Annotated in this window: 21 protein-coding genes; 15 read left to right on the top strand and 6 right to left on the bottom strand. The window is 34.1% G+C overall.

Annotated features, from left to right (window positions below):
* Window positions 1-29: 29 nt before the first annotated feature.
* Genes LNQ34_RS10505 through xrtF form a run of 3 tightly spaced genes read right to left on the bottom strand, consistent with a single transcriptional unit; the run spans window position 30 to window position 1444 of the window.
* A complete protein-coding gene (locus LNQ34_RS10505) occupies window positions 30-425 on the bottom strand; it encodes an HYC_CC_PP family protein (protein WP_229999629.1) in 396 nt (131 codons plus the stop codon).
* A gap of 46 nt (window positions 426-471) precedes the next feature.
* Complete coding sequence (locus LNQ34_RS10500; RefSeq protein WP_229999627.1) at window positions 472-918, bottom strand: exosortase F system-associated membrane protein; 447 nt, start codon at window positions 916-918, stop codon at window positions 472-474.
* Window positions 908-1444 carry an exosortase family protein XrtF gene (gene xrtF, locus LNQ34_RS10495; RefSeq protein ID WP_229999626.1) on the bottom strand — a complete coding sequence of 179 codons (537 nt, stop codon included), beginning with the start codon at window positions 1442-1444 and terminating at the stop codon, window positions 908-910. Before xrtF ends, LNQ34_RS10500 begins: the two co-directional genes overlap by 11 nt.
* 72 nt (window positions 1445-1516) lie before the next feature.
* Between xrtF and LNQ34_RS10490 the strand changes: the two genes are divergently transcribed.
* From LNQ34_RS10490 to rpe, 14 genes are all read left to right on the top strand, one after another.
* Window positions 1517-1972: a GAF domain-containing protein gene (locus LNQ34_RS10490; RefSeq protein ID WP_202700638.1), complete on the top strand. Its 456-nt coding sequence runs from the start codon at window positions 1517-1519 to the stop codon at window positions 1970-1972.
* 32 nt (window positions 1973-2004) lie between these two features.
* Complete coding sequence (locus LNQ34_RS10485) at window positions 2005-2949, top strand: energy transducer TonB (RefSeq protein ID WP_229999625.1); 945 nt, start codon at window positions 2005-2007, stop codon at window positions 2947-2949.
* A 155-nt stretch (window positions 2950-3104) separates the two neighbouring features.
* Window positions 3105-3371 (top strand): 30S ribosomal protein S15, encoded by a 267-nt coding sequence (gene rpsO / locus LNQ34_RS10480; protein ID WP_007804772.1) that lies wholly within the window; start codon window positions 3105-3107, stop codon window positions 3369-3371.
* 163 nt (window positions 3372-3534) lie between these two features.
* Window positions 3535-5670 (top strand): polyribonucleotide nucleotidyltransferase, encoded by a 2136-nt coding sequence (locus tag LNQ34_RS10475; RefSeq protein WP_229999623.1) that lies wholly within the window; start codon window positions 3535-3537, stop codon window positions 5668-5670.
* Between the two features lie 212 nt (window positions 5671-5882).
* On the top strand, window positions 5883-6275 hold the full coding sequence (locus tag LNQ34_RS10470) for a hypothetical protein (protein WP_202700635.1): 393 nt from the start codon (window positions 5883-5885) through the stop codon (window positions 6273-6275).
* Between the two features lie 84 nt (window positions 6276-6359).
* Window positions 6360-8102: a tetratricopeptide repeat-containing sensor histidine kinase gene (locus LNQ34_RS10465; RefSeq protein ID WP_229999621.1), complete on the top strand. Its 1743-nt coding sequence runs from the start codon at window positions 6360-6362 to the stop codon at window positions 8100-8102.
* Entirely contained in the window at window positions 8095-8841 is a 747-nt protein-coding gene (locus LNQ34_RS10460) for a LytR/AlgR family response regulator transcription factor (protein ID WP_017494813.1), read from the top strand. The genes LNQ34_RS10465 and LNQ34_RS10460 overlap by 8 nt, the downstream gene beginning before the upstream one ends.
* 198 nt (window positions 8842-9039) lie before the next feature.
* Complete coding sequence (locus LNQ34_RS10455) at window positions 9040-9291, top strand: hypothetical protein (RefSeq protein ID WP_202700634.1); 252 nt, start codon at window positions 9040-9042, stop codon at window positions 9289-9291.
* 239 nt (window positions 9292-9530) lie between these two features.
* Window positions 9531-10250, top strand: coding sequence for a hypothetical protein (locus LNQ34_RS10450; RefSeq protein WP_229999619.1), 720 nt, complete (start codon window positions 9531-9533; stop codon window positions 10248-10250).
* Between the two features lie 20 nt (window positions 10251-10270).
* Window positions 10271-13006 carry a TonB-dependent receptor gene (locus LNQ34_RS10445; RefSeq protein ID WP_229999617.1) on the top strand — a complete coding sequence of 912 codons (2736 nt, stop codon included), beginning with the start codon at window positions 10271-10273 and terminating at the stop codon, window positions 13004-13006.
* Window positions 13007-13011: 5 nt separating this feature from the next.
* Window positions 13012-14238 (top strand): DUF4249 domain-containing protein, encoded by a 1227-nt coding sequence (locus LNQ34_RS10440; protein WP_202700631.1) that lies wholly within the window; start codon window positions 13012-13014, stop codon window positions 14236-14238.
* Window positions 14226-15962 (top strand): hypothetical protein, encoded by a 1737-nt coding sequence (locus tag LNQ34_RS10435; RefSeq protein WP_202700630.1) that lies wholly within the window; start codon window positions 14226-14228, stop codon window positions 15960-15962. Before LNQ34_RS10440 ends, LNQ34_RS10435 begins: the two co-directional genes overlap by 13 nt.
* A gap of 125 nt (window positions 15963-16087) precedes the next feature.
* Window positions 16088-16951 carry a sigma-70 family RNA polymerase sigma factor gene (locus LNQ34_RS10430; RefSeq protein ID WP_007804760.1) on the top strand — a complete coding sequence of 288 codons (864 nt, stop codon included), beginning with the start codon at window positions 16088-16090 and terminating at the stop codon, window positions 16949-16951.
* Between the two features lie 336 nt (window positions 16952-17287).
* Complete coding sequence (gene rpe, locus LNQ34_RS10425) at window positions 17288-17950, top strand: ribulose-phosphate 3-epimerase (RefSeq protein WP_229999615.1); 663 nt, start codon at window positions 17288-17290, stop codon at window positions 17948-17950.
* 89 nt (window positions 17951-18039) lie between these two features.
* On the opposite strand, the gene LNQ34_RS10420 is transcribed toward rpe, so the two are convergent.
* Window positions 18040-18879, bottom strand: a complete 840-nt coding sequence (locus LNQ34_RS10420; RefSeq protein WP_202700628.1) for an AraC family transcriptional regulator — start codon at window positions 18877-18879, stop codon at window positions 18040-18042.
* A gap of 85 nt (window positions 18880-18964) precedes the next feature.
* Between LNQ34_RS10420 and LNQ34_RS10415 the strand changes: the two genes are divergently transcribed.
* Entirely contained in the window at window positions 18965-20500 is a 1536-nt protein-coding gene (locus LNQ34_RS10415) for an MFS transporter (protein ID WP_229999606.1), read from the top strand.
* Window positions 20501-20511: 11 nt separating this feature from the next.
* Here LNQ34_RS10415 and LNQ34_RS10410 read toward each other — a convergent pair whose 3' ends face one another.
* A complete protein-coding gene (locus LNQ34_RS10410; RefSeq protein ID WP_229999605.1) occupies window positions 20512-21297 on the bottom strand; it encodes a DNA/RNA non-specific endonuclease in 786 nt (261 codons plus the stop codon).
* Between the two features lie 124 nt (window positions 21298-21421).
* On the bottom strand, window positions 21422-23605 hold the full coding sequence (locus LNQ34_RS10405) for a carboxy terminal-processing peptidase (RefSeq protein WP_229999603.1): 2184 nt from the start codon (window positions 23603-23605) through the stop codon (window positions 21422-21424).
* Window positions 23606-23660: the final 55 nt, after the last annotated feature.

Raw genomic sequence — 23660 nt, 5'->3', positions numbered from 1 at the left:
CCAAAACGGCCTGGATCTAAACATTAAAATCAGGAATAAAAAATATACTGGTGATACAACTTAAATAAAGGCGGTGCATTGGCATCAGAATAATACGAAATAACCTGATTGCTTTTGAAATTTGCAATTCCAAGAAAAGCAATCGGTTGATATTCCTGAACTGCCATAGGAAAAGCAAACTGGAAGAAGAAAAACTTTAAAGTAGCATCATCTGATTTCTTTTCAAAATGAACTACTTTGTCTTTACAACAAGATGATTTTTTTTCAGAGGTTCCGCAACAATTCTTTTCAGGAGCTGCTGCTGTTGTATTCAATGAAACCGAAGCAATCTCTCCGCCACAATAGTGCACATCAAAAGCAAACCCAATATTGGAGACCAATAATAGGAAGGCCAAAAATAATCCGGTACACTTCTTTAGTTTCATACTGCAAAATTATTTAAAAGACTCCAAAAAAAGGCGAAATAAATTGTTATTTTTTTAAATTTTGCTGCTGATAATAAAATGCCGGAATAAACAACAATACAAATATGGGCTGAATAATGAACCTTCGCACATAAAAAAGAAGCCAGTTTCCTTCTGCAAAACATTCAAGAACGACAAAAAACATCCCCAAAAGTATCACAGCAAAAAACACATACAGAAACAAACTAAATCGAAACATATCCCGATCCTGAAACAAAACATAGATCAATGACAAAGACAAAATAGTATTCAGTACATACCGGAGTAATAAATTCAGAAAAAGAGTAAAATTTTTCACCTCGGGAAATGGTAAATTTTTAAAATCACCGTCAAAATAATCCAAAAACGGGTCATAGAACAGCTGATTTTCAAAAGCTCTGATAACTGCAAAACACAATACAATCGCAACCGCAATTATTAATTTGGACTTATGTTCGAGGATTCTATTTAGCATACTTCGAAAATTTGTTTACCCAAATAATCCACAAAAGAAAAACGAAACCATAAATAATCAAAGGAAACAACGTTCCGTGCAAGAAATGATTATTTTCCGGAAAACGAAACAATAAAACAACCAATATTGCAATTCTCGCTACATTTAAAACATAAATAGAGAAAATTCCAAACACTATAAACAACAAAGTGGCTTTGAACTTTCCGGAAAAAGCAAGTATAAAAGCAACAAACAAAATCATAACGCTTACCGCATTACAGCCTTCAACAATCCGAACGGAATAGTGCTTATTGTACCAAACCTCCATCCAGGAATCAGTAAGGCTTTTATGAATCTTAATATCACAATTAAAACCCCGCATCAATTGTTCGACATTTTGTCCTACAGTGTTGGTTATTCCATCGACTTCATTTGGTCCAAAACCGTTTAGATAAAACTTATATAGCAAGGTAAGTACAATATAGGCTGCAAAAAAAGTGCCTATGAAAATGAGAAAGGGTTTAAACTGTACGAGATATTTTTTCAACGAAAATTTTTTTTCAAATTTATGTATTTTTTGAGTTTAGCTTTAAATACTTTTGTATAAAATCTTAACATTATGACATTCCAAGAATTACAACCAAAAATAAGCGCTATTGTATCTGACACTGTATTAGTTAGAGACGAAAAATTATTAGCAATCTGCCAGTTATTAAACGAGAATATCGAATACTATAATTGGGTTGGTTTTTATTTTGCTAATCACGAGAACAAAACCTTACACTTAGGCCCGTATGTTGGAGCTGAAACAGATCATACCGTTATTCCTTTCGGTAAAGGAATCTGCGGTCAGGTAGCCGAAAGTAACACCAATTTTGTAGTGCCGGATGTTGCAGCGCAGGACAATTATATTGCCTGCAGCTTTACTGTTAAATCTGAAATTGTTGTTCCGTTATTTGTTGATGGAGTAAATATTGGTCAGATTGATATCGACAGTCATGTTATAGATCCGTTTACAGAAGCTGACGAACGATTTTTAGAATTCGTAAATCAGGAAGTTGCCAAACTGTACTAAGAAACTCAAAATACAATTAGCCAAATCAATTTATGAGAAAAAAAATTTTCATTGCTTTAGCATTATTTCCCATATTCCTCTTTTCACAGAATTCTTCAGACAAAATCATTTATCGTGATTCGATTGGAAAAGACGCGTCAAAAGAAGACCATGCTTTTTATACAATAATCAAAGATTATTACACCGACAAAGATTTGTATCAAATTAAAAACTACTATAAATCCGGAGTATTGCAAATGGAAGGGAATTCTAAAACAAAAGATGGAAGCTCAAGAGAAGGAGAATACATTCACTACTACGAAAATGGAAAGAAAAGAAGGACAGAGAACTATATTAAATCAAGATTAAACGGAAATATTTCAGAATGGTATGAAAATGGAAATCCTCTATTAAAAGGCGAATATATTGAATCTAAAAAAGGAATTAGTCCTGAAATGAAGATTTATGACTTTTGGGATGTTAACAATAAGCATAAAGTCATAAATGGAAATGGAACATATGAAGAAAATGGTGAGCCTTTTTCATCAAAAGGAAGCTTAAAAAATGGATTCAAGGATGGCGAATGGAAAATAATAAATAAAAATACCGGCCATCAGTATGATGACATTTACAAAGAAGGAACATTTATTTCTGGCAAAAGCACAGATAATAACGGTATAGAAACACAATATAACATTCTTGAATCAAGACCATTACCTAAAAAGGGAATACAAGATTTTTACAATTTCATAGGGGCAAATTTTTCAAAAACAAAAGAAGCAGTTGCCAATAAAATAAGCGGACGATTAATAATTCAATTTGTAATTGAAAAAGATGGTAAAATAACTGAACCCAAAATACTAAAACCACTAGGGTATGGCCTGGATGAAGAAGCCATGAGAGTCATTACCAGTTATGAAAATTGGATTCCTGGCCAACAAAGAGGCATCCCAGTTAGAGTCAATTACTCTATACCTTTAACAGTGACATACAAGTAAAACAAATTAAGGCCGCAAATTGTTCGAAAACAAAAATTACTGTTCTTTTTGAGATTCTTTTATTTTTGTTTGATTTTTTTGTTTTTTTAATCTAATTTTGCACCCGTCTTACAAAAGTTGTATGACATACATAAAAATCATTAAACAATATTGGAATGTATTTAACTAAAGAAAAGAAAGAAGAGATTTTCGCACAACACGGTGGTGCAACAAACACTGGAAGCGCAGAAGGTCAGATTGCATTGTTCACTTACAGAATTTCACACTTAACTGAACACTTGAAAAAAAATCGTCACGATTACAACACTGAGCGTTCACTTGTACTATTAGTAGGTAAGAGAAGAGCTTTGTTGGACTACTTGAAAAAGAAAGAGATCAACAGATATCGTGAGATTATCAAAGTATTGAATATCAGAAAATAATCAATATAGAAAAGAGGTGCGAGAGTGCCTCTTTTTGTTTTTACATTACAAGCATTTTATAAGAAAAAAAGTTTGGTTTTTCATTGGGTTTTAGAACAATAACTACACACAACAACAACTACAACACAACTAAAACCCATTGTATAATCAAAAAGGAAAAATTATGATTCCACAATTATTTGTAGAAAAAATCGATTTAGGTGATGGCAGAAGCATCACAATCGAGACAGGACGTTTAGCCAAACAAGCAGACGGTTCTGTAGTAGTAAGAATGGGCGATACGATGATTCTTGCAACAGCAGTTTCAGCTCGCACTTCAAACCCGGGCGTTGATTTTTTACCTTTAACGGTAGATTATCGCGAAAAATTTGCAGCAGCAGGTCGTTTTCCAGGTGGTTTCTTTAAAAGAGAAGCTCGTCCAAGTGATAGCGAAGTATTGACAATGAGATTAGTTGACCGTGTTCTACGTCCGCTTTTCCCAGACGATTACCATGCTGAAACTCAGGTTATGATTCAATTAATGTCTCATGACGAAGAGGTTATGCCGGACGCTTTAGCTGGTTTAGCGGCATCTGCAGCGTTAGCTGTTTCAGATATCCCTTTTTATAACTTAATTTCTGAAGTACGTGTTGCACGTATCGACGGAAAACTGGTCATCAACCCAAGCAGAGAAGAATTAGAGAAATCCGATATCGATATGATGATTGGAGCTTCTATGGATTCTGTGGCAATGGTTGAAGGTGAAATGAAAGAAATTTCGGAAGCCGAAATGATCGAAGCTATTAAATTTGCTCACGAAGCTATTAAAGTTCAAATTCAGGCGCAATTGCGTTTGCAGGCTGCTTTTGGTAAAAAAGAAATTCGTACTTACGAAGGTGAGAAAGAAAACGAAGAAATTTACAAAAAAGTAAAAGCTGCAGCATACGATAAAATTTATGCTATTGCAAAAGTTGGTTCCGCTAAACACGAAAGAGGTGCTGCATTTGCTGAAGTAAAAGAAGAAGTAAAAGCTTTGTTTACTGAAGAAGAATTGGCTGCTGATGGTGATTTAGTTTCTAAATACTTTTACAAAACAAACAAAGAAGCTGTTCGTAATGTAGTTTTAGAATTAGGCGTTCGTTTAGACGGAAGAAAAACAACAGATATCAGACCAATCTGGTGTGAAACGGATTATTTACCAAGAGTTCACGGATCTTCATTGTTTACACGTGGAGAAACTCAGGCGTTGGCTACAGTAACTCTAGGAACTTCAAGAGAAGCAAATCAAATTGATTCTCCATCTGAACAAGGTGAAGAGAAATTCTACTTACATTATAACTTCCCTCCTTTCTCAACTGGTGAAGCAAAACCTCTAAGAGGAACTTCAAGAAGAGAAGTAGGTCACGGTAACTTAGCTCAGAGAGCTTTGAAAAACATGATTCCAGCAGATTGTCCTTACACTATTCGTGTGGTTTCTGAAGTATTAGAATCTAACGGTTCTTCTTCTATGGCAACCGTTTGTGCCGGAACAATGGCTTTGATGGATGCGGGAGTTCAAATGGTAAAACCGGTTTCCGGAATTGCTATGGGATTAATTACTGATGGTGAGAAATTTGCTGTATTGTCAGATATTTTAGGAGATGAAGATCACTTAGGAGATATGGACTTTAAAGTAACCGGAACTGCTGATGGTATCACTGCTTGTCAAATGGATATCAAAATTGACGGTTTACGTTACGACATTATGGAGCAGGCTTTAAGCCAGGCTCGTGATGGACGTTTACATATCTTAGGTAAATTAACCGAAACTATCGCTACACCAAGAGCTGACGTTAAAGCACATGCACCAAAAATCATTACCAGAACTATTCCTGGAAACTTTATTGGAGCATTGATCGGACCTGGTGGAAAAGTAATTCAGGAATTACAAAAAGCTACGGGAACTACTATTGTAATCAACGAAGTTGACGAACAAGGTGTAATCGAAATCTTAGGTACAGATCCTGCCGGAATTGAAGCGGTATTGGCAAAAATTAAGTCAATTACCTTCAAACCACAAATGGGAGAAGCTTACGAAGTAAAAGTAATTAAAATGTTAGATTTTGGAGCTGTAGTTGAATATACTGCTGCACCAGGAAATGAAGTTTTATTACACGTTTCTGAATTAGCATGGGAACGCACTGAAAACGTAACTGATGTTGTAAACATGGGTGATGTATTCCAAGTGAAATACTTAGGTGTAGATCCTAAAACTAAAAAAGAAAAAGTGTCAAGAAAAGCACTTTTACAAAGACCTCCACGTGAGGAGAAAAAAGAGTAATCAGATCTTAGTTTACTAAAGGTTTATTCATAGAAAACCCCAATTCATGCATTTGAATTGGGGTTTTTCGTTTTTATGGCATTTTCTAACTAAAATTTGCCTTAGTTACTAGAAAAATCACAAAAAAACACGACAAACCTTACATTTATATGTGAAAATAAAATATCTTTAACACACCAAAAAAACAGATTAATAATCCTTAAAACACCACTATGAACTTCAACGTTACCCAAATCACAAGAATTAATCAGCAAGATTTTGTATTTTCAGACAAAAGCAATCTTACTTTCCCAATTCCACCTTTAGCTTCAGCGCAACTGTACAGAAATCAAGGAATCCTTACTTTAAAAATCTGCGCTACCGTTTACATCAACTCTAAAGATTCAGCTGCCCCATCAGTTGGTACACTAATAGAAAACGATACTAATATCGAAGTTTATTTTGACTATACATGGGATGAAAGCACACCAGATACCTATGATGTTTGGTATATTGAAATCGATTATATTTCTGACAGAATTAGCCAAATTACATCTGTTACATCTTATTTACGAAATCTGGACCCTGAAACTTCTAGAGGAACTAAAACTGGAGTTGCAGATTAGAACATAAAAAGGTATGGTGTAATAAATAAATTTAACACACCATACCTTTCTCTTTTTATTATACAAAACCAATATTATCGAAAAATGCACAAACTTAAAATTATCATCATTTCGGTTCTGTGTTTATTCTCTATATCATCTCACGCCAGAATACAATCAAGTACTAGTAATTTTAACGAAGTGCTTAAAATAAAGGCGTCCCAATTTAAAAAAGAAACCAATTTCAACAAAGCTCAATATTTCTTTATAAACAAAAAATGGGACTCTACTTTAGTGTATTCAATGAAACAATTAAGCTCAAGTAGGAATAAGGAATTAACCGATTATTGCCACTATTTAAGAGGATATTCATTTAAAAACTTAAAACTTTTTAAAGAAGCTAAAGCTGAAATGAATTTAATTTCTGAAAGTTTTGCATTTTACCCACTAGTAAATAAGGTTTTAGGTCAGGTTTCGCTCGAATTGAAAGAATTCGAAAAAGCAATCTACTATTTTTCGAAAGTAGAAAAATTTCTAATAACAAATAAAAGTTTAGATTATCGAATAAGTTCTATTTATGAAAATCTGGGAGTTTGTTATCTACATCTTAATCAATTTAACAAAAGTGAAGAATACCTATTTAAAAGTAAAGAAATAAACGAGAAAGAAAACGACCCTCTTTCACTTACGCTATTGTACCAAAATATTGCAAATCTATATTATTTACAATATAAGGATGAAAAAGCTATACTATATTTCAAGAAAGCCTATATCTTTTCTAAGAAAATAAAAGATTTCGATAAAAAAGAAAGTACCGCATTCAATATGTCAATGGTTGAAGAAAATAGAGGTAATTACAAAAAAGCATTAACCTATAGAAAAGAAGCTGAACAATGGAAAGACTCCCTCAACAATCAAAACAAAATCTGGGCCGTTGCCGACTTTGAGAAAAAGTTTGCTGTAGCCCAAAAGCAAAAACAAATAAAAGTACTTGAAATCGAAAACAAACTAAAAAACACACAGCGTAACGGTTTGTTTTTTGCTGCTGTTGGTTTATTATTGATTTTAACGGCAGGGGTTTATCTCTACGCCCAAAAAGTAAAAAACGGTAAGACTATTTTACGTCAAAAAAATAAACTTGACGAATTAAACGCTACCAAAGATCAGTTGTTTTCAATTGTGAGTCATGATTTACGTTCGTCTGTAAATGCTTTGAAGACCAGCAACACTAAATTATCTTCTACACTGGAAACCAAAAACTACGATGAATTAAACCAGCTCATCATTCAAAACAGTACTATTGCAAATGGCGCTTACACTTTGTTAGACAATTTATTGCATTGGGCCATGTTACAAACCAAACAATTGTACTTTCAAAAAGAATCCATTCACTTGTACTCTGTCGTTCAGCAAATTGAACACAATTACAAACCTTTATTGCTGGACAAAGCCATTACTTTTGAAAATTCGGTCTCAAAAAATAGTTTTATCTTTGTAGACCTCGATTCGTTAAAAATTGTACTTCGAAATTTATTGGACAATGCTATTAAATTCTCGAATGAAAATAGCAAAATAAGCTTTCTCACTCAGGAAACCAACCCTGATTTTTGCGAACTCATTATTCAGGACAATGGTATCGGAATGAGCGAAAGTACCATTCAGGAATTACTCGCTGACAATGCTTTACTCGCCAAAAAAAACAACTCTGAAATTATCGGTACTGGTTTAGGTTTGCAGCTGTGCAAACAAATGATCAAAAAAAATGGCGGAACACTAGCCATAGAAAGTGAACTCAATATAGGAACTAAAATGATTTTGACTTTCCCAAAAACAAAAAACAATGGATAATATTCATGTATTAATTATAGAAGACACCCCTGAACAAAGTGATGCTCTGCGTAAAGTACTGCTCCAAAACAATTATAAGGTTGTAGGCATAGCAACTAATTTTGCTGATGCGTTAAAACTTTTTTACGAAAATACCATCGACATTATAATTATTGATATTTTCTTAGACGGGAAACCGGAAGGAATCACATTTGCTGAATCGATTAACATTATTCCAAATGCAGCAAAACCGTTTGTGTTTTTAACCAGCTCACAAGACCGTCAGATTTTTGAAAAAGCCAAGCTTACAAAACCGTTCAGCTTTTTACTAAAACCTTTTAATGAACTGGAAATTCTTTATGCCATAGAAATGGCTGTAGAAAAGTTTTATGCTCAAACCGAAGTTTTTCAGACTGAAGAGCAAGATACTGTGATTAGCAACGACTACTTGTTTATAAAAAAGAAGAACTCCTTAAAAAAAGTAGCCTTAAATGATATTCTTTATATTGATGTTGAAGAACGTTATTGCAATATCATAACCGAGAAAGAAAAATTTGTCATTCTGATTTCTTTAACCAAAATCAGCAATCTGTTGGATAAAAACAGATTTATAAAAACACATCGAAATACAATCGTAAACACGAATAAAATTGAAGAAATTATTCTGGCCGATAATCTCATTATTTTAAAAGGTGATCACAAAATAAATCTAAGCGATACCTACAAAGATTTTATAAAAAAGATGAATATTTTGTCATAACAACAGTAAGACGAAAGAATAAAAGCTCAGCAAATCCTCTCTATCCGGGAGGATTTTTTTGTTTTAAAAGAAGAATACCCGACTACAGGGTTTATAGAAAATTTCATGACAAAAAATTCTGCTTTCATGACATTTTTAATTTCCTTCCCGCAAATCGAAATTACTTTTACACCAAGAAATCCAAATTATAAAATCTAAATGAGAATTGAATTAAACAGACCATCGGACATGAAGCTTTTATCTATATTAAAAAAAATAAAAAACAACCCCTGGGTTGGCGTAACTGTCTCTCTTCTCTTTATCATTCCTTGTTTATATAAAATTCTGGACGACATCACGGTTTTCAGAATCGAATATCTTTTGTTAGCCTTCGCATTTCCGATCTACATCAAATCGCTTAAAAAAATATTTGATGACATTTTAGATACCTCAGATGATTTTTCAGATTAAAAAATAAATTTTGCCCCAATTTTATCGAGACACTTTGGCTTAATCTTTTTAAGCTGGAGTGTTTTTTTTTTATTTTAAGACAAAACAGGTTTCCAAACTCAATAATACCGCATAAATCACTCGTTTTTTAAGTCAAAAAATAACAACCTTATTAAAATTTAACAAAAACACCACTGTTGTTGATATTTTTTTGATATTTTTGAAGAGCTATAAACCAAAAAATCAAAACCACCAATCCTTTGAAGAAAAACCAAATAAAAGGTCAATATATAATTTTATTGGCCTTATTCTTAAATGCATACATAATTTACGGGCAAACCAACAACGAAATCCTAGTATACAACTGGTTTGACAAAAATCTGGGTGTAGAATCGTTAGAATTTGAAAATGGCCCCGCCCATTTAAACTTCGACAAAACAGTCAACAACGAGAACCGGTATTACATTTCCGAAGATTTCAGAAAAGGAAGTATGCAATATCACAATCAAAATTATTCTGATCTGTTACTCAACTACGATACTTATACCGATGAATTGATTATCAAACCATATGGCGAGCTTAACTCCACTAAAATTAATCTCTTTACCGAAAACATCAGTTCTTTTAAAATAGGCAATGATAAATTTGTTCATTTAGACATTCCGAATTCAACCACTTTCAGGAAAGGATACTATGAAGAAATCCCGGTAGGAAACAATGTTATTCTTTACATAAAACACTCTAAAGAGAAGAAAAAAAGCAATAAAGCCGAAGTTGATTTAATAGGATATACAGACAGAAAAGAATTTATCCTTTTAAAGCAGAACAATTTTTATCCTGTAAATGATAAAAAAGAGATCATATCCTTATTCCAGGAGAATAAAAGAAAAATAAATGATTTTTATCTGATGTATAGAAATCTCAGAAAAGAAGATGCTGCATTATTTATGAAAAACCTCCTCAAGTACATAAATAACTAAAATCTGTAGCAATTATCCAAATGAGAATATTTACCCTTCTTTTATTATTTTTCGGTTTTAATCAATGCATTTATTCACAAGATCAAAAGATCACCATAAATTACAGCAACATCAATCGGGTTGAAGTTTTAAAAAAAATAGAGGCTTCGACAAATTACAAATTCTACTTTCAAAAGGAATGGATAGATAACAACGTATTAATATCCGGAGATTACTCTAATAAAACCATACAGGATATACTAAGCAAAATCTTTGAAGACACTGATCTGAATTTCTTTATAACCAAAAACAAAGTCATTCTGACCAAGAACAGCATCATTTATGACAAATTTCAAAATGATAAAATTAAGGCCGGCAATATTCCCATCTTTTTTCAACAGTACGATTCTGTAAAGAAGAGCAAAACAGATCAGACCGCTCCTATTGCACTAATTGGAAAGGAAACCATCGATTCTGAAACTGACTTTTACACCATTTCAGGTTATATAACGGACCAAAAAGACGGTAAACCTCTTGCTGACATAACGGTAAAAGCAAAAAACACCACCGCAACAACCGTTACAAATGCTCAGGGATTTTACAGTCTAAAACTACCTGTTGGATTGGCAACAATCGAAATCGAATCGTTATTGTACAATAATACCGCCCGTAAAATAATGATTTACAGTGATGGTACTTTGGATTTTCCGATAATTGAAAAAATAAATCAATTAAAAGAAGTTTTGGTAAAAGGAAAAAACAGTCAAAATATAAGAACTGCCATAACAGGAGTTACGACAATTGAAGCTGAGGGTGTAAAAACCGTTCCTCTGGTTCTGGGAGAAAGAGACGTCTTAAAAATTGCCCTCACCATTCCCGGAATAAAAACTGCAGGAGAAGGCTCTTCAGGATTTAATGTAAGAGGAGGAAAAGAAGATCAAAACCTAATGTTACTGGACAACGGAACGATATACAACCCTGCTCATCTTTTTGGTTTTTTCTCTTCCTTAAACCCTTACACCATCAATAAAGTTGATATTTACAAAGGAGGTATCCCGTCAGAATTCGGCGGCAGATTGTCATCGGTTTTTGACATTACTTCTAAAAACGGAAACACAGAGAAATTTTCGGGCGAAGGAGGAATTGGTCCGGTTACGAGTAACCTGACCGCTTCAATTCCCGTTGTAAAAGGAAAAGCAAGCTTACTATTGGGAGGAAGAGCCACTTATTCTGATTGGATTTTAAAAAGCTTAGACGATGAAAACCTCAAAAACAGTCAGGCCTCTTTTTATGATTTGTTTGCAAAATACAGTCATAAAATAAACCAAAACAATACTATTGAAGGTACCGCATATTACAGTAAAGACAAATACACTATTACTCCCGACTCGTTGTACCAATACAGCAACCGTTTGATTTCTTTAAAATGGAAACATGCTTTTAATGAGAAAAACAACAGTGAATTTAATGTCTCCAATAGCGAGTACAAATTCAGTATTGATTATCAATCTGTCAATCCTGAATCCTTTATTTTCAAATATAAAATAACTGAAACTCAGGCGAGTCTTAAATTCAATAGCGAATTGAACAGTAAACATAAATTTACTTACGGAATATCAAGTAAATTATACGGCGTTAATCCCGGGGAACTTAATCCAAATGGGGAAACTTCGATAGTGACACCTATAAAAGTGGATGACGAAAAGGGACTGGAATCGGCATTGTTTTTCTCTGATAAATTTAAAATTACGGAGAAACTATTATTAGATATCGGAGCACGATATTCCTTCTACGCGGCTTTAGGAGCAGCTACGCAGAAAATTTACAAAGAAGATGCCCCAAAGACTCCTTCAACAGTTGTAGAAGAAAAAACGTATGGCAATAATAAAGTAATTACGACTTATGGAGGTTTTGAACCAAGGCTTGCTTTGCGCTATATAATTGATGAAAGTCTATTTGTAAAAGCCGGTTTCGATAAAAACTACCAATACATCCATTTGTTAACCAACAACACAACCCAATCGCCTACAGACACCTGGAAGCTATCTGACTTAAATGTAAAACCGCAAAGCGGATTACAGTATTCTCTTGGGATTTTCAAAAAACTGGATTATAAAGATATTGAGTTAAGCCTGGAAGGATACTACAAAACTTCTAAAAATATACTCGATTACAAAGTTGGAGCCAACTTACTTTTAAACAAGGATCTTGAAACGGAATTACTTCAAGGTAATGGAAAGGCTTACGGTGTAGAGTTTTTACTAAAAAAATCAACCGGAAGACTTAATGGCTGGCTTGGGTACACTTATTCCAGAACCTTTATAAAACTGGACAGCAAGTTTAACGATGAAAAGGTGAATAATGGCACTTACTTTCCAACTAATTTCGATAAGCCGCATGATGTAAGTATTGTCATGAATTACAAATTTACACACCGCTATAGTTTTTCTTCCAATTTCGTATACCAAACGGGAAGACCTATAACTTATCCAATCGGAAAGTACAATTATAATGGTGCAGAATACACACTGTATAGCGATCGTAACAAATACAGAATACCGGACTATTATAGATTAGACATCGGATTGAATATTGAAGGCAATCACAAAATAAAAAAATTAGCCCACAGTTTCTGGAACATCTCCATTTACAATGTATTGGGACGTAATAACCCTTATTCTATCTTTTTCGTAACAAAAGAAGGCCAGGTAAAAGCCTACCAAACCTCTATTTTCTCTGTTCCGATACCAACAATTACCTATAATTTTAAATTTTAGAAATTATGAAAAAGATCTTACACTACGGATTTCTTATAACGATACTTCTTTCAATTGTATTGGGATGCACTACACCCTATTCGTACCAAACCAATGGCTTCGAAGATGCTCTGGTAATAGAAGCCACTATCACTGATCAATATAAAAACCATCAAATTAAATTGTCCAGAACGTATAAACTTGACGGAAAGAAACCAACCTTTGAAAGTAAAGCGGTGGTATATGTTACCGATGATCTGGGTAATAAATACGATTTTCAGGAAAAAAATGAGGCCTATATTTCCGTAAACCAATTTCAGGCCAGTCCCGGTAGAGCCTATCAATTGCATATCCTTACAAAAAACGGAAGAAGCTACGTCTCGAATGAAGAGAAATTGCCACAACAGACTCAGATCGATAAAGTAGAAGCAAAAGCAGTAACAAAAAAAGGTGTATTAGGAGTTGAAATTACTGTAAACAGCAACGATCCCACAAACAAATCCCGATACTACAGATACGAATACGACGAAACGTATAAAATAATTGCACCTAAAGTTTATTCTAAAAAAGCCGTTGCTGTCTTTTTTCCTCCAGGCTCCAATCCAAAAGGACAAATTGTATTTGAAGACAGGACAACAGAAGTTAGAATTTGTTATTCCGATAAAAAATCTAATGAATTAATTCTAACCAATACGAACCAGTTAAGTGAAGACAGAGTTACTGATTTTCCAATTAAATTCATTAGCAGCAAAGACCCGATCATCAGAAGCAGATACAGCATATTAGTCAAACAATATGTTCAGAATCTTGCTGCCCATACTTTTTACGAAACCCTAAAAGAGATTTCTGACATTGGGAGCATTCTATCACAAACCCAACCCGGCTTTTTTTATGGAAACATAAATCCTGTTGACAATCCAGGCGAAAAAGTGATTGGATTCTTTAATGTGTCCTCCTATTCCGAAAAAAGACTCTTTTTTAATTTTACCGATCTTTTCCCAAAAGAACCAATACCTAAATATCAATATGATTGTCCCTCTCCAGTTCCTGAAAATGAAATAGACCAATTTTACTTTAATTATTGTTTCAGTTCTTCAGCCGAATGTCAGGGGAATGATATCCTAGACCTAATCAAATCAGGAATTAAAGTTTATTTTCCTAACGAAACGCCTCAGTATCTATTGTATCCCGTAGAATGCGGAGATTGCACTTCATTTTCATCAAACATAAAACCATCATTTTGGATAGACTAAAATACATAACCATCATAGCTATAGCAATGAGCTTTCAGCAAATTTTGTTTGCTCAGAAGAACAATGCCGTAACGGAACTGAATACAATAGATCAAAACCTTAAGGAATCCATTTACATCAGTACAAACGCTAATTCCTATATCACCGGAGAATCTTTGTTCTACAAGATTTTCTGTGTCAATAAATCAACAAATGAAATGTCGAAATATAGCAAAATTGCTTACTTGCAGCTGGTCGACAAAAACAAAACAACAGTTCTTACCCATAAATTGTTTCTCGAAAACGGAACCGCCAGCAGCGACTTTTTCATTCCAACAACTCTGGAAACCGGAAACTATAAAATTATAGGATACACCAACTGGATGTTGAACAAAGAGGTCTCAGATTATTGCAATATTGACATTTATATCCTAAATCCTTACAAGGATAAACCTGTAAATACCGTTTCTCAAAAAGAAGTAACTTTACCCGAAACGATAACAAACAAAGACATCTCTTTTAATTTAAGACGCAAAACTTACAAAAACAGAGATCAGGCAGAGTTGCAAATCATCAGTAATTCTGATGAATTTACAAAGGGAAATTATGTGCTTTCAGTAAGAAAAGCAGATGGTTTTGTAGCTCAAACGAAAATCAATTTCGGAGAACTTGGTGGAGGCAATACTTCTAAAATCCTTCAAACAGAAATAAAAAACCCTAATTTTCTATTGCCGGAATTACGTGGTGAGCTAATTTCCGGAAAAATACAATCCAGCAATGCTGACATAAAAAATAAAAAAGTAGCTCTTTCAATAGTGGGCAAAAATTATACATTGAAGCTTGCCAAAACAGATAATGAAGGAAATTTTATTTTTAATCTGGAAAAGCCGAACTCAAACTCCAATGTAATTGTTCAAATTCTGGAAGACAACAAACAGGATTATACTATTGAAATGGACAAACCGAAAAATATCAATTTTTCAAATTTAAGCTTTCCGGAATTTCAGTTCAATTCAGACTTTAAACAGAATATTTCAGAAAGACTGATTTCTACTCAAATAGAAAACGCTTATTACAATCTTAAAAAAGACAGCATATTAGCCTCAAAGGATACCATTCCTTTTTACAAAAATTTATCAAAAGAGTTTAAACTGGACGCTTTTACACGATTCGCAACTATGGAAGAAACGATAACTGAAGTTGTGAAAGGCGTCTATTTTTCAAAAGATAAAAACAACTATGCCATTCATGTTTACGACTACGATCCTAATTACGAATCTGCCCTACCTACCTTAATAATCGTAGACGGACTGATCATAGAAGACCTAAACGAACTGTTCCAATACAACCCGAAAAACATCTATAAAATCAATGTTGTAAAAGGAATTTACAATTACGGCGCAAAATCTTTTAACGGTTTAGTGTCGTTTACAACTAAAAATGGCGATTACGAAACCAAACTTAAAGGCAGTTTTATTTTAAGACCTGAACTTCTAAGACCACAGTCTAAAAAAGACTATTTTAAACCTGATTATACCAGCACTAAAAATGAAAGAATTCCTGATTACAGACATCAGCTTCTTTGGGTTCCTAAAGTAGATTTAAGTGATGCAAATTCGAAAATACAATTTTATACCTCAGACGTATCCGGTAAATTTGAAATCACACTGGAAGGATTTTCTGCTTCAGGAAAACCCGTTTTTATAAAAGAGACTATCGAGGTTAAAGAAGTGCTTTCAAATTAGATCGGAAAAGATAAAAAAAACAGCCAAACAATTAATTTGTAAAAATAATTTAAATTAATTGTAACCTTTTTTGAACTCATTACGTATAACCATTTGTACACTTAAAAATTGAGGAGACAAAAAACATGAGACAACTTAAAATCACCAAGCAGGTAACCAATCGTGAAACTGCATCATTAGACAAATACCTACAAGAAATTGGAAAAGTTGACCTAATTACCGCCGATGAAGAGGTAGAATTAGCACAAAGAATAAAAGCCGGTGATCAAAGAGCATTAGAAAAATTAACAAAAGCTAACCTACGTTTCGTTGTATCGGTTGCTAAACAATATCAAAATCAAGGATTAACTCTTCCTGACTTAATTAATGAAGGAAACTTAGGTTTAATTAAAGCCGCTCAGCGTTTTGATGAGACTCGTGGTTTCAAATTCATCTCTTATGCTGTATGGTGGATTCGTCAATCGATCCTGCAGGCTTTGGCAGAACAATCTCGTATTGTTCGTTTACCATTAAACAAAATCGGTTCTATCAATAAAATCAACAAAATGTATGCTTTATTAGAGCAATCTAACGAGCGTCCGCCTTCTGCTGAAGAAATTGCAAAAGAACTTGACATGACTGTAAATGACGTAAAAGAGTCTATGAAAAACTCTGGTCGTCACCTATCAATGGATGCACCTCTTGTTGAAGGTGAAGATTCTAACCTTTATGACGTTTTACGTTCTGGAGAATCTCCAAACCCGGACAGAGAATTAATTCACGAATCATTACGTACTGAAATTGAGCGTTCACTAGAGACATTAACTCCAAGAGAGGCTGATGTTGTTCGTTTGTATTTTGGTCTTGGCGATCAACATCCAATGACTTTAGAAGAAATTGGAGAAACTTTCGACTTAACTCGTGAGCGTGTTCGTCAGATTAAAGAAAAAGCAATCCGTAGATTAAAACATACTTCAAGAAGTAAAATTCTTAAAACTTATCTTGGATAAATTCCAAAGTTCCAATTATAGCAATTCCAAATTCCGATTATTTTGTCGGAATTTGGAATTTATTTCAAAACTACCTATATTGGACGACAAAGCAAACAACAGTTTGATTGACTGTTCGTTTTTTGATTGATGATTGAAACTCCGGCTGATTACCGGAGTTTTTTATTTTATTTTTTTTTCTGCAACACTTTTTAAAGATCAGACTTTTAAAAGCACACCGCTTTCTGAATTTATTACTCAACTCAAAACATAAAAACTTTGCATAAATCTTTGCGAGCTTTGCGATTAAAAAAATTAACTTTGCAAAAAAAAAACAACACAACACACAACTACACAATGAAGAATACACTTATTGCTCCTTCTGTTCTGGCAGCTGATTTTGCTAATTTGCAACGTGATATCGAAATGATCAACAACAGTCAGGCCGACTGGTTTCATATTGATATTATGGACGGAGTTTTTGTTCCGAATATTTCTTTCGGAATGCCGGTTTTAGAAGCTATTTCGAGACATGCTAAAAAAACGATAGACGTACACCTGATGATTGTTGATCCGGATCGTTACATTAAAACTTTTGCCGATTTAGGGGCCAATATCCTAAGCGTACATTATGAAGCCTGCACACACTTACACAGAACATTGCAAGCCATCAAAGCTGAAGGAATGAAAGCAGGAGTTGCAATTAATCCACACACTAATATTGATTTATTAGAAGATATAATCAACGATATTGATTTAGTATGCATTATGAGCGTAAATCCTGGTTTTGGAGGTCAGTCGTTCATCGAAAACACTTATACTAAAGTAGAGAAGCTAAAAGCCTTAATTACTCGTAAAAATGCTTCGACCATTATTGAAATTGATGGTGGTGTGACCAGTAAAAATGCCAAACAATTAGTAGAAGCCGGTGCTGATGTTCTGGTTGCCGGAAGCTTTGTTTTTAAAGCCGAAAACCCAACTCAGACTATTGCTGAATTAAAAACTTTGACTACTTTTTAAGGTCTTAAAGAAATAAAAAATTACAAGCCGGAGATTTTCTTCGGCTTTTTTAATGCCCCTTTTTAAAGATATTTTTTTCGTTAGAAAAATTAATTCACTGAAACCTTAGCCTTTCTGTATGCAGTCAGACTAACATTTCTATGTTTCTTAAAAAACTTATTAAGATGACTTTCATCGGAAAAACCAAACTCATCCACAATTTCATTAATTCTCATATCACTAAAACTTAGCCGATGCTCAATCAATCGGATCTTATAATTTGAAACAAAAGACTGAATCGTTTCTCCACTATGATTTTTAAAATAGCTCCCCAAATAAGTATCTGATATATCAAACTTCTTGGCCATTACCAACACTTTTAGTTTTTGCGGATAAAAGATATTCGTCTGAATGTAATTGATAATTTCCAAAACCCTTTTATCAGCACTCTCCTTTACACCTGAGGGTTTTATTTTCGCAATGTTTCGGGCAGCAATAACAATAAGTGCGTTTACGTAGTGAATAATTAAATCTTCATCGTAAATATCTTTATTGTCCATCGTATGTAATAATGATTCCGCTATTGATTTAACAAGGTATTCATCTGCTTTTCGGCTCAAAATACAACCTGACAAATGTGATGCATAATGAAATAAACATTCGACGTGATCGATACTTTTTGATTTATATTCTTTAGCATATTCACTATTCAACTTCACTAACAAAAACTCTGTTGTGTTAACAATATCAAATGAATAGCAATCATTTGGTGTCAATAGCATAAGATTTCCGGTTTGATAAGAAATTGCATTTCCATTAATATGAAGAAGTCCTGAACCCGAAATAACATATACCATTTGAAAAAAACTAAGTTGTGAATTTACCAATGGGCATTGATCAGCTCTTTTATAAATCACTTCAACTAATTGATGCAAGTTTTCTTTTCTCATGTTGCAAAAATACTTCTTTAACCTTTAATTGTACTGAAAAAATAACCCTAATCAGTTTATTTTTACTAAAAATTAAATAAAAAAAATGAACCAAAAATTTAACTCCGACAAAAACAATATCGCTCTAATTGCCATCTGTCTTGCCAATTTAATGTTTTCACTTGAAATTTCAAGTGTACCAGTCATCCTTCCAACACTTGAAAAAGTACTGAATGCAAGCCTTAAAGACATGCAATGGATTATGAACATTTACACCATAGGCTGCACTACCGTTTTAATGGCTGCCGGAACACTGGCAGACCGATACGGAAGAAAACAGGTTCTTATCATTACAACCATTTTATTTGGAGTTTCGTCTTTAATCTGCGGTTTGGCACAAAATGTAGTTTTACTAGTTATAAGCCGATTTTTTCAGGGAATAAGCGGGGGTGCCATGTTGATTTGTCAGGTAGCCGCTTTATCCTACCAATTTCAGGAAGGAAAAGAACGAAGCAGAGCTTTCGGTGCCTGGGGAATTATTCTCGGTATCGGATTAGGTTTTGGCCCCATAATAGGCGGAGCAATCCTGGCGCTATTATCGTGGAAATGGGTGTTCCTGGTACATTTTCCAATAGCAATTCTTACTGCGATTCTTATTTACGGCTACGTTGATGAATCTAAAGATACCAACTCAAAAAAAATAGATCTTTGGGGCATGATTACATTGTCCATAGCCGTGTTTGGGCTAACGTATTATATTACGCAGGGACCGGATCTTGGGTTTACAAGCCCTACGGCTCTTTGTCTTTTAGGAGTAACGGCACTTAGTTTTATGCTATTTATTGGTGTCGAAAAAACAAATCCCTATCCGATGTTTGATCTCTCAGTATTCAAGATACGTGACTTTTCCGGTGCTATCTTGGGGTCTATCGGTATGAATTTCAGCTTTTGGCCCTTCATCATTTATTTGCCCATCTATTTTCAAAGTTATCTCCACTACGATGTTGTAGCCGTTGGGCTTTCCTTACTTGCCTATACACTGCCCACTTTGGTCATTCCTCCTTTTGCAGAATACCTATCAGCGCGCTACCGTTCAGGCATTGTAATTCCGTTAGGTTTGTTTGTAATCGGATTAGGTTTTATACTTATGAAGTATGGCTGTAGTATAGAAAATGCCAGCTGGCTAACGATGCTTCCAGGTTCTTTACTGGCCGGTATTGGATTAGGACTGACCAATACGCCTGTCACGAATACCACCACAGGCTCCGTTTCTGCAAACCGCTCCGGTATGGCATCAGGAATAGACATGAGTGCCCGATTGATCACTTTAGCTATTAATATTGCCTTAATGGCTTTTATTCTGGTGAACGGAATTTTCTATTATCTAAATACTTCTTTATCAGGAACCATAGACAGAAAAACGCTGTATGCTATAGCCGAAAAAGCAGCAATAGGAAACTTTTCTTCTCTTAATCAACAATATCCACAATTAAAAATAACGGACTCAGCTTCATCGATTCTGCACCTGGCTCTTGCCCATGGTTTCGAAATGGTCTTACTTTATGGAGGATTCGGCGTCTGGATTTTAGCTTTTTTGAGCTTTATCCTTTTTAATCCCGGAAAACCTAAAAACCGTCTCTAATGTTTGTCATTCTAGAAATCTTTACTACTTTTTAGATTCTTTAAATTGGGAAAGAAATCAATTCCGGTCATTTTCTCAAGAGTCTCAATTGGAACCACAAAATCATAAAGCGACTTATCACTATCCTTGTTCGGAACTAAAAAAGCAATAGCCTTATGTTCCTTTCCGATTTTGACCAGGATAATTTTATAAAAATACCTAGGAACAGATACTTTTTCTGTTCCTATTTTTTTATCCGAATCTTTCAGAATTCCTCCTGTCACTACATAAATGTCATGATACTTTTCAGCCCAATAACGTGTTTTCTGCTCCAGTCTGTTCCAAATTCCGCTGTTGAAATCGTGATCTTGTGGTGAAATATTTGAAGTGTAAAAAGTATCGTTATAAGCACTCTCATTAAACTCCATATCTCCCGCAGGACAAAGATGCCCCTTATCATAACCCGACTTTTTATAATTCCTCCAATCTGCCGAACCGGTCGTTACTTTTGGATCTTCAATAAAATAAGGGCGCTTATAATCGGCATTTTTAAGATATTCTTTCTTTAATTCATAAGCAACCCATTCTGCCTGTTCAAATTTTTCATTGTAGGACAATGTGTAATAGTTATGTTTTACAATTTGTCGGGTCGTAGAAGTCGGCAAATATGCCACTGTAAATATGGAATCGGAACTGCTTTGATTCGAAACAAATGGAGTCTGCTTCTCCTGTTCGGACTGTTTTACGCTTTCATTAATTTCTTTTTTACAGGATAACAGCGCAAATCCCAATAAACTCAAAAGGATATAATTTTTCATTTTTTCAGTCAAATATATTTTTATCTGGTTTCCAACATCTGTAGAGTACCGTTAAATCTACAAAAAAACGCTCCAAAAAATACATTTTGGAGCGTTTTCCTAACAAATTAATCCTTTTACAGTATTAAGACTTTACTAATTTATCTCTTTTGATCTTAGTTGTGGCGCTGTTTCTTACCACACCTTTTACTTGCAAATCATCTAAAACATTCAATGCTTCTTCTACATAAACATCTTTAGACAATGCCTGATGCCAAGCCTCTCTTTTTTCTTTTAACGTAGCATCACTTTTCATTTCAAGCTCTTCGTAAGGCAATGATTTAAAAACCAAATTGTTTTTGTAATCTGAAATTGGTTTGTATTTTTTACCTTCAGTTTCTACCTGTTCCTGAGTAGCTTTAAAGCTTTTGATATTTAAACTATAAGTATTCTCCTTATTCTTAACATCAATCCATTTCGCATTGTCTTCGATCAATTTAAACTGTGCATTTTGAGCAATTCTGTTTTTACTGCTTTCAATTGCTTTAGTAAAATTTGTATTCGAATGCCATGTGCTATAATCAGCCGGATCAATTTTGTCCCAAGGCATAGCATTGTCGATATCGCGTTCTCCCATTTTTAAGTAGGCATAACGATCCGGCATTACCACATCACTATGAACTCCTTCTAACTGAGTAGAACCTCCGTTAATTCTATAGAACTTTTGTCCTGTAATCTTCAAAGCACCTAAATCTCCATAATTTGCATTACGAACAAATTGATTCAAATCCAGAACATTCTGAACTGTTCCTTTTCCGTAGGTTTGTTTACTACCAATGATAACCCCTCGTTTGTAATCCTGAATTGCTGCTGCCAAAATCTCTGAAGCCGAAGCAGAGAAACTGTTTACCATAATTACTAATGGTCCGTCCCACTCCACTTTTTTATCTTTATCGTACAGTACTTCTTTCTTTTTTCCTGCAGATTTCACCTGAACAATTGGTCCTTCTTCGATAAATAAACCGGCAATATCAACAACAGTCGACAAAGATCCTCCTCCATCGTCACGCACATCAAGTACGATACCGTTTATATCTTCTTTTTTAAGTCTTTCTACTTCAAGAGCAATATCTTTTCCGGCATCACGACCGTCTTTATTCTCAAAATCGATATAGAATTTAGGCAGGTAAATTACTCCGTATTTCAATCCGTTTCTTTCTACAATACTAGATTTTGCGTATGTTTCTTCGATTTCAACTACATCTCTGATGATTGAAATGATTTTAATTGTACCGTCTACTTTTTTAACGGTAAGTTTAACTTCTGTTCCTTTGTGCCCTTTGATTTTTTTCACAACATCGTCCAAACGCATTCCCACAACATCTACAGGCTCTTCGTTTCCTTGGGCAACTTTTAGAATTAAATCTCCTGCTTCAAGTTGTTTTCCTTTCCATGCCGGACCTCCTGAAATTAACTCATCAATTTGAGTAAAATCATTTTTCTTAGTCAGTCTTGCACCAATACCTTCCAGTTTTCCACTGATATTAACATCGAAACGATCTTTATCTTCAGGTGCAAAATAGCTGGTATGGGGATCAAAACGAGTCATGATTGAATTTACATATACGGAGAACCAATCTTCTTTATTCAAATCTTTAATCAGACTAAAATTGTCATCTAAAGATTTCAATGAGCTTTCACGCGTTTCTTTTTCCAAAGTTTCAAAAGTTTTCTCCTTATAATTAGGGTCTGTTTTCTTTTTATCCTCTTCTATTTTTTGTTTGGTAACAAGTGAAGAAAGTGTCGATAACTTGATCTGTTTTCTCCATCTTTCGTTAATCTCTGCTGTATTTTTAGCATACGGCAATTTGTCATAATCCGCATTAAAAGTCTCATCAATATCGTAGTTGAAAGGCTGTGCTAAAATGGTCTTATAACGTTTTTTGCTTTCTTCCATTCGTTTCATCAATCTTGTATAGGTAAGATTGAAGAACGTTAAGTCTTTATTCAAAAACTGATCGTCCAATTGCAATTCATATTGTTTGAATTCGTCAATATCCGATTGCAGGAAGAATCTCTTCGAAGGATCTAATGCTTCGATATAATCTTTAAAAATTCCTTTAGAGAATTCATCATTTATTTCTGCCGGGCTGTAGTGTCCTTTTTCAATAACAAATGCTAATAATTCTAAAAGTGTTTTATCTCTATTCGGATCCGGATCTACTGATTTGTCTGCATTTATCTTAAAAGCAAACAACGTCAATGACAAGCATAATACGGCTATAAGTATTTTATAATTTCTTTTCATAAACTTAATAATAGCATTCATCAAATTTTTTAATCTAAGTTACGGTAAAAACTGTGCCAACAAAGCCAAGCCCGCT

The organism is Flavobacterium lipolyticum (genome assembly GCF_020905335.1).
Taxonomy (GTDB): domain Bacteria; phylum Bacteroidota; class Bacteroidia; order Flavobacteriales; family Flavobacteriaceae; genus Flavobacterium; species Flavobacterium lipolyticum.
The sequence above is the reverse complement of the archived record's forward strand: the minus strand, read 5'-3'. Positions and strand labels throughout refer to the sequence as shown.

Excerpts from the sequence above, each read along its gene's own strand:
- LNQ34_RS10505 (WP_229999629.1), bottom strand. The coding sequence starts at position 425 with ATGAAACTAAAGAAGTGTACCGGATTATTTTTGGCCTTCCTATTATTG.
- LNQ34_RS10500 (WP_229999627.1), bottom strand. The coding sequence starts at position 918 with ATGCTAAATAGAATCCTCGAACATAAGTCCAAATTAATAATTGCGGTT.
- LNQ34_RS10490 (WP_202700638.1), top strand. The coding sequence starts at position 1,517 with ATGACATTCCAAGAATTACAACCAAAAATAAGCGCTATTGTATCTGAC.
- LNQ34_RS10485 (WP_229999625.1), top strand. The coding sequence starts at position 2,005 with ATGAGAAAAAAAATTTTCATTGCTTTAGCATTATTTCCCATATTCCTC.
- rpsO (WP_007804772.1), top strand. The coding sequence starts at position 3,105 with ATGTATTTAACTAAAGAAAAGAAAGAAGAGATTTTCGCACAACACGGT.
- LNQ34_RS10475 (WP_229999623.1), top strand. The coding sequence starts at position 3,535 with ATGATTCCACAATTATTTGTAGAAAAAATCGATTTAGGTGATGGCAGA.
- LNQ34_RS10470 (WP_202700635.1), top strand. The coding sequence starts at position 5,883 with ATGAACTTCAACGTTACCCAAATCACAAGAATTAATCAGCAAGATTTT.
- LNQ34_RS10465 (WP_229999621.1), top strand. The coding sequence starts at position 6,360 with ATGCACAAACTTAAAATTATCATCATTTCGGTTCTGTGTTTATTCTCT.
- LNQ34_RS10460 (WP_017494813.1), top strand. The coding sequence starts at position 8,095 with ATGGATAATATTCATGTATTAATTATAGAAGACACCCCTGAACAAAGT.
- LNQ34_RS10455 (WP_202700634.1), top strand. The coding sequence starts at position 9,040 with ATGAGAATTGAATTAAACAGACCATCGGACATGAAGCTTTTATCTATA.
- LNQ34_RS10445 (WP_229999617.1), top strand. The coding sequence starts at position 10,271 with ATGAGAATATTTACCCTTCTTTTATTATTTTTCGGTTTTAATCAATGC.
- LNQ34_RS10440 (WP_202700631.1), top strand. The coding sequence starts at position 13,012 with ATGAAAAAGATCTTACACTACGGATTTCTTATAACGATACTTCTTTCA.
- LNQ34_RS10430 (WP_007804760.1), top strand. The coding sequence starts at position 16,088 with ATGAGACAACTTAAAATCACCAAGCAGGTAACCAATCGTGAAACTGCA.
- rpe (WP_229999615.1), top strand. The coding sequence starts at position 17,288 with ATGAAGAATACACTTATTGCTCCTTCTGTTCTGGCAGCTGATTTTGCT.
- LNQ34_RS10420 (WP_202700628.1), bottom strand. The coding sequence starts at position 18,879 with ATGAGAAAAGAAAACTTGCATCAATTAGTTGAAGTGATTTATAAAAGA.
- LNQ34_RS10415 (WP_229999606.1), top strand. The coding sequence starts at position 18,965 with ATGAACCAAAAATTTAACTCCGACAAAAACAATATCGCTCTAATTGCC.
- LNQ34_RS10410 (WP_229999605.1), bottom strand. The coding sequence starts at position 21,297 with ATGAAAAATTATATCCTTTTGAGTTTATTGGGATTTGCGCTGTTATCC.
- LNQ34_RS10405 (WP_229999603.1), bottom strand. The coding sequence starts at position 23,605 with ATGAATGCTATTATTAAGTTTATGAAAAGAAATTATAAAATACTTATA.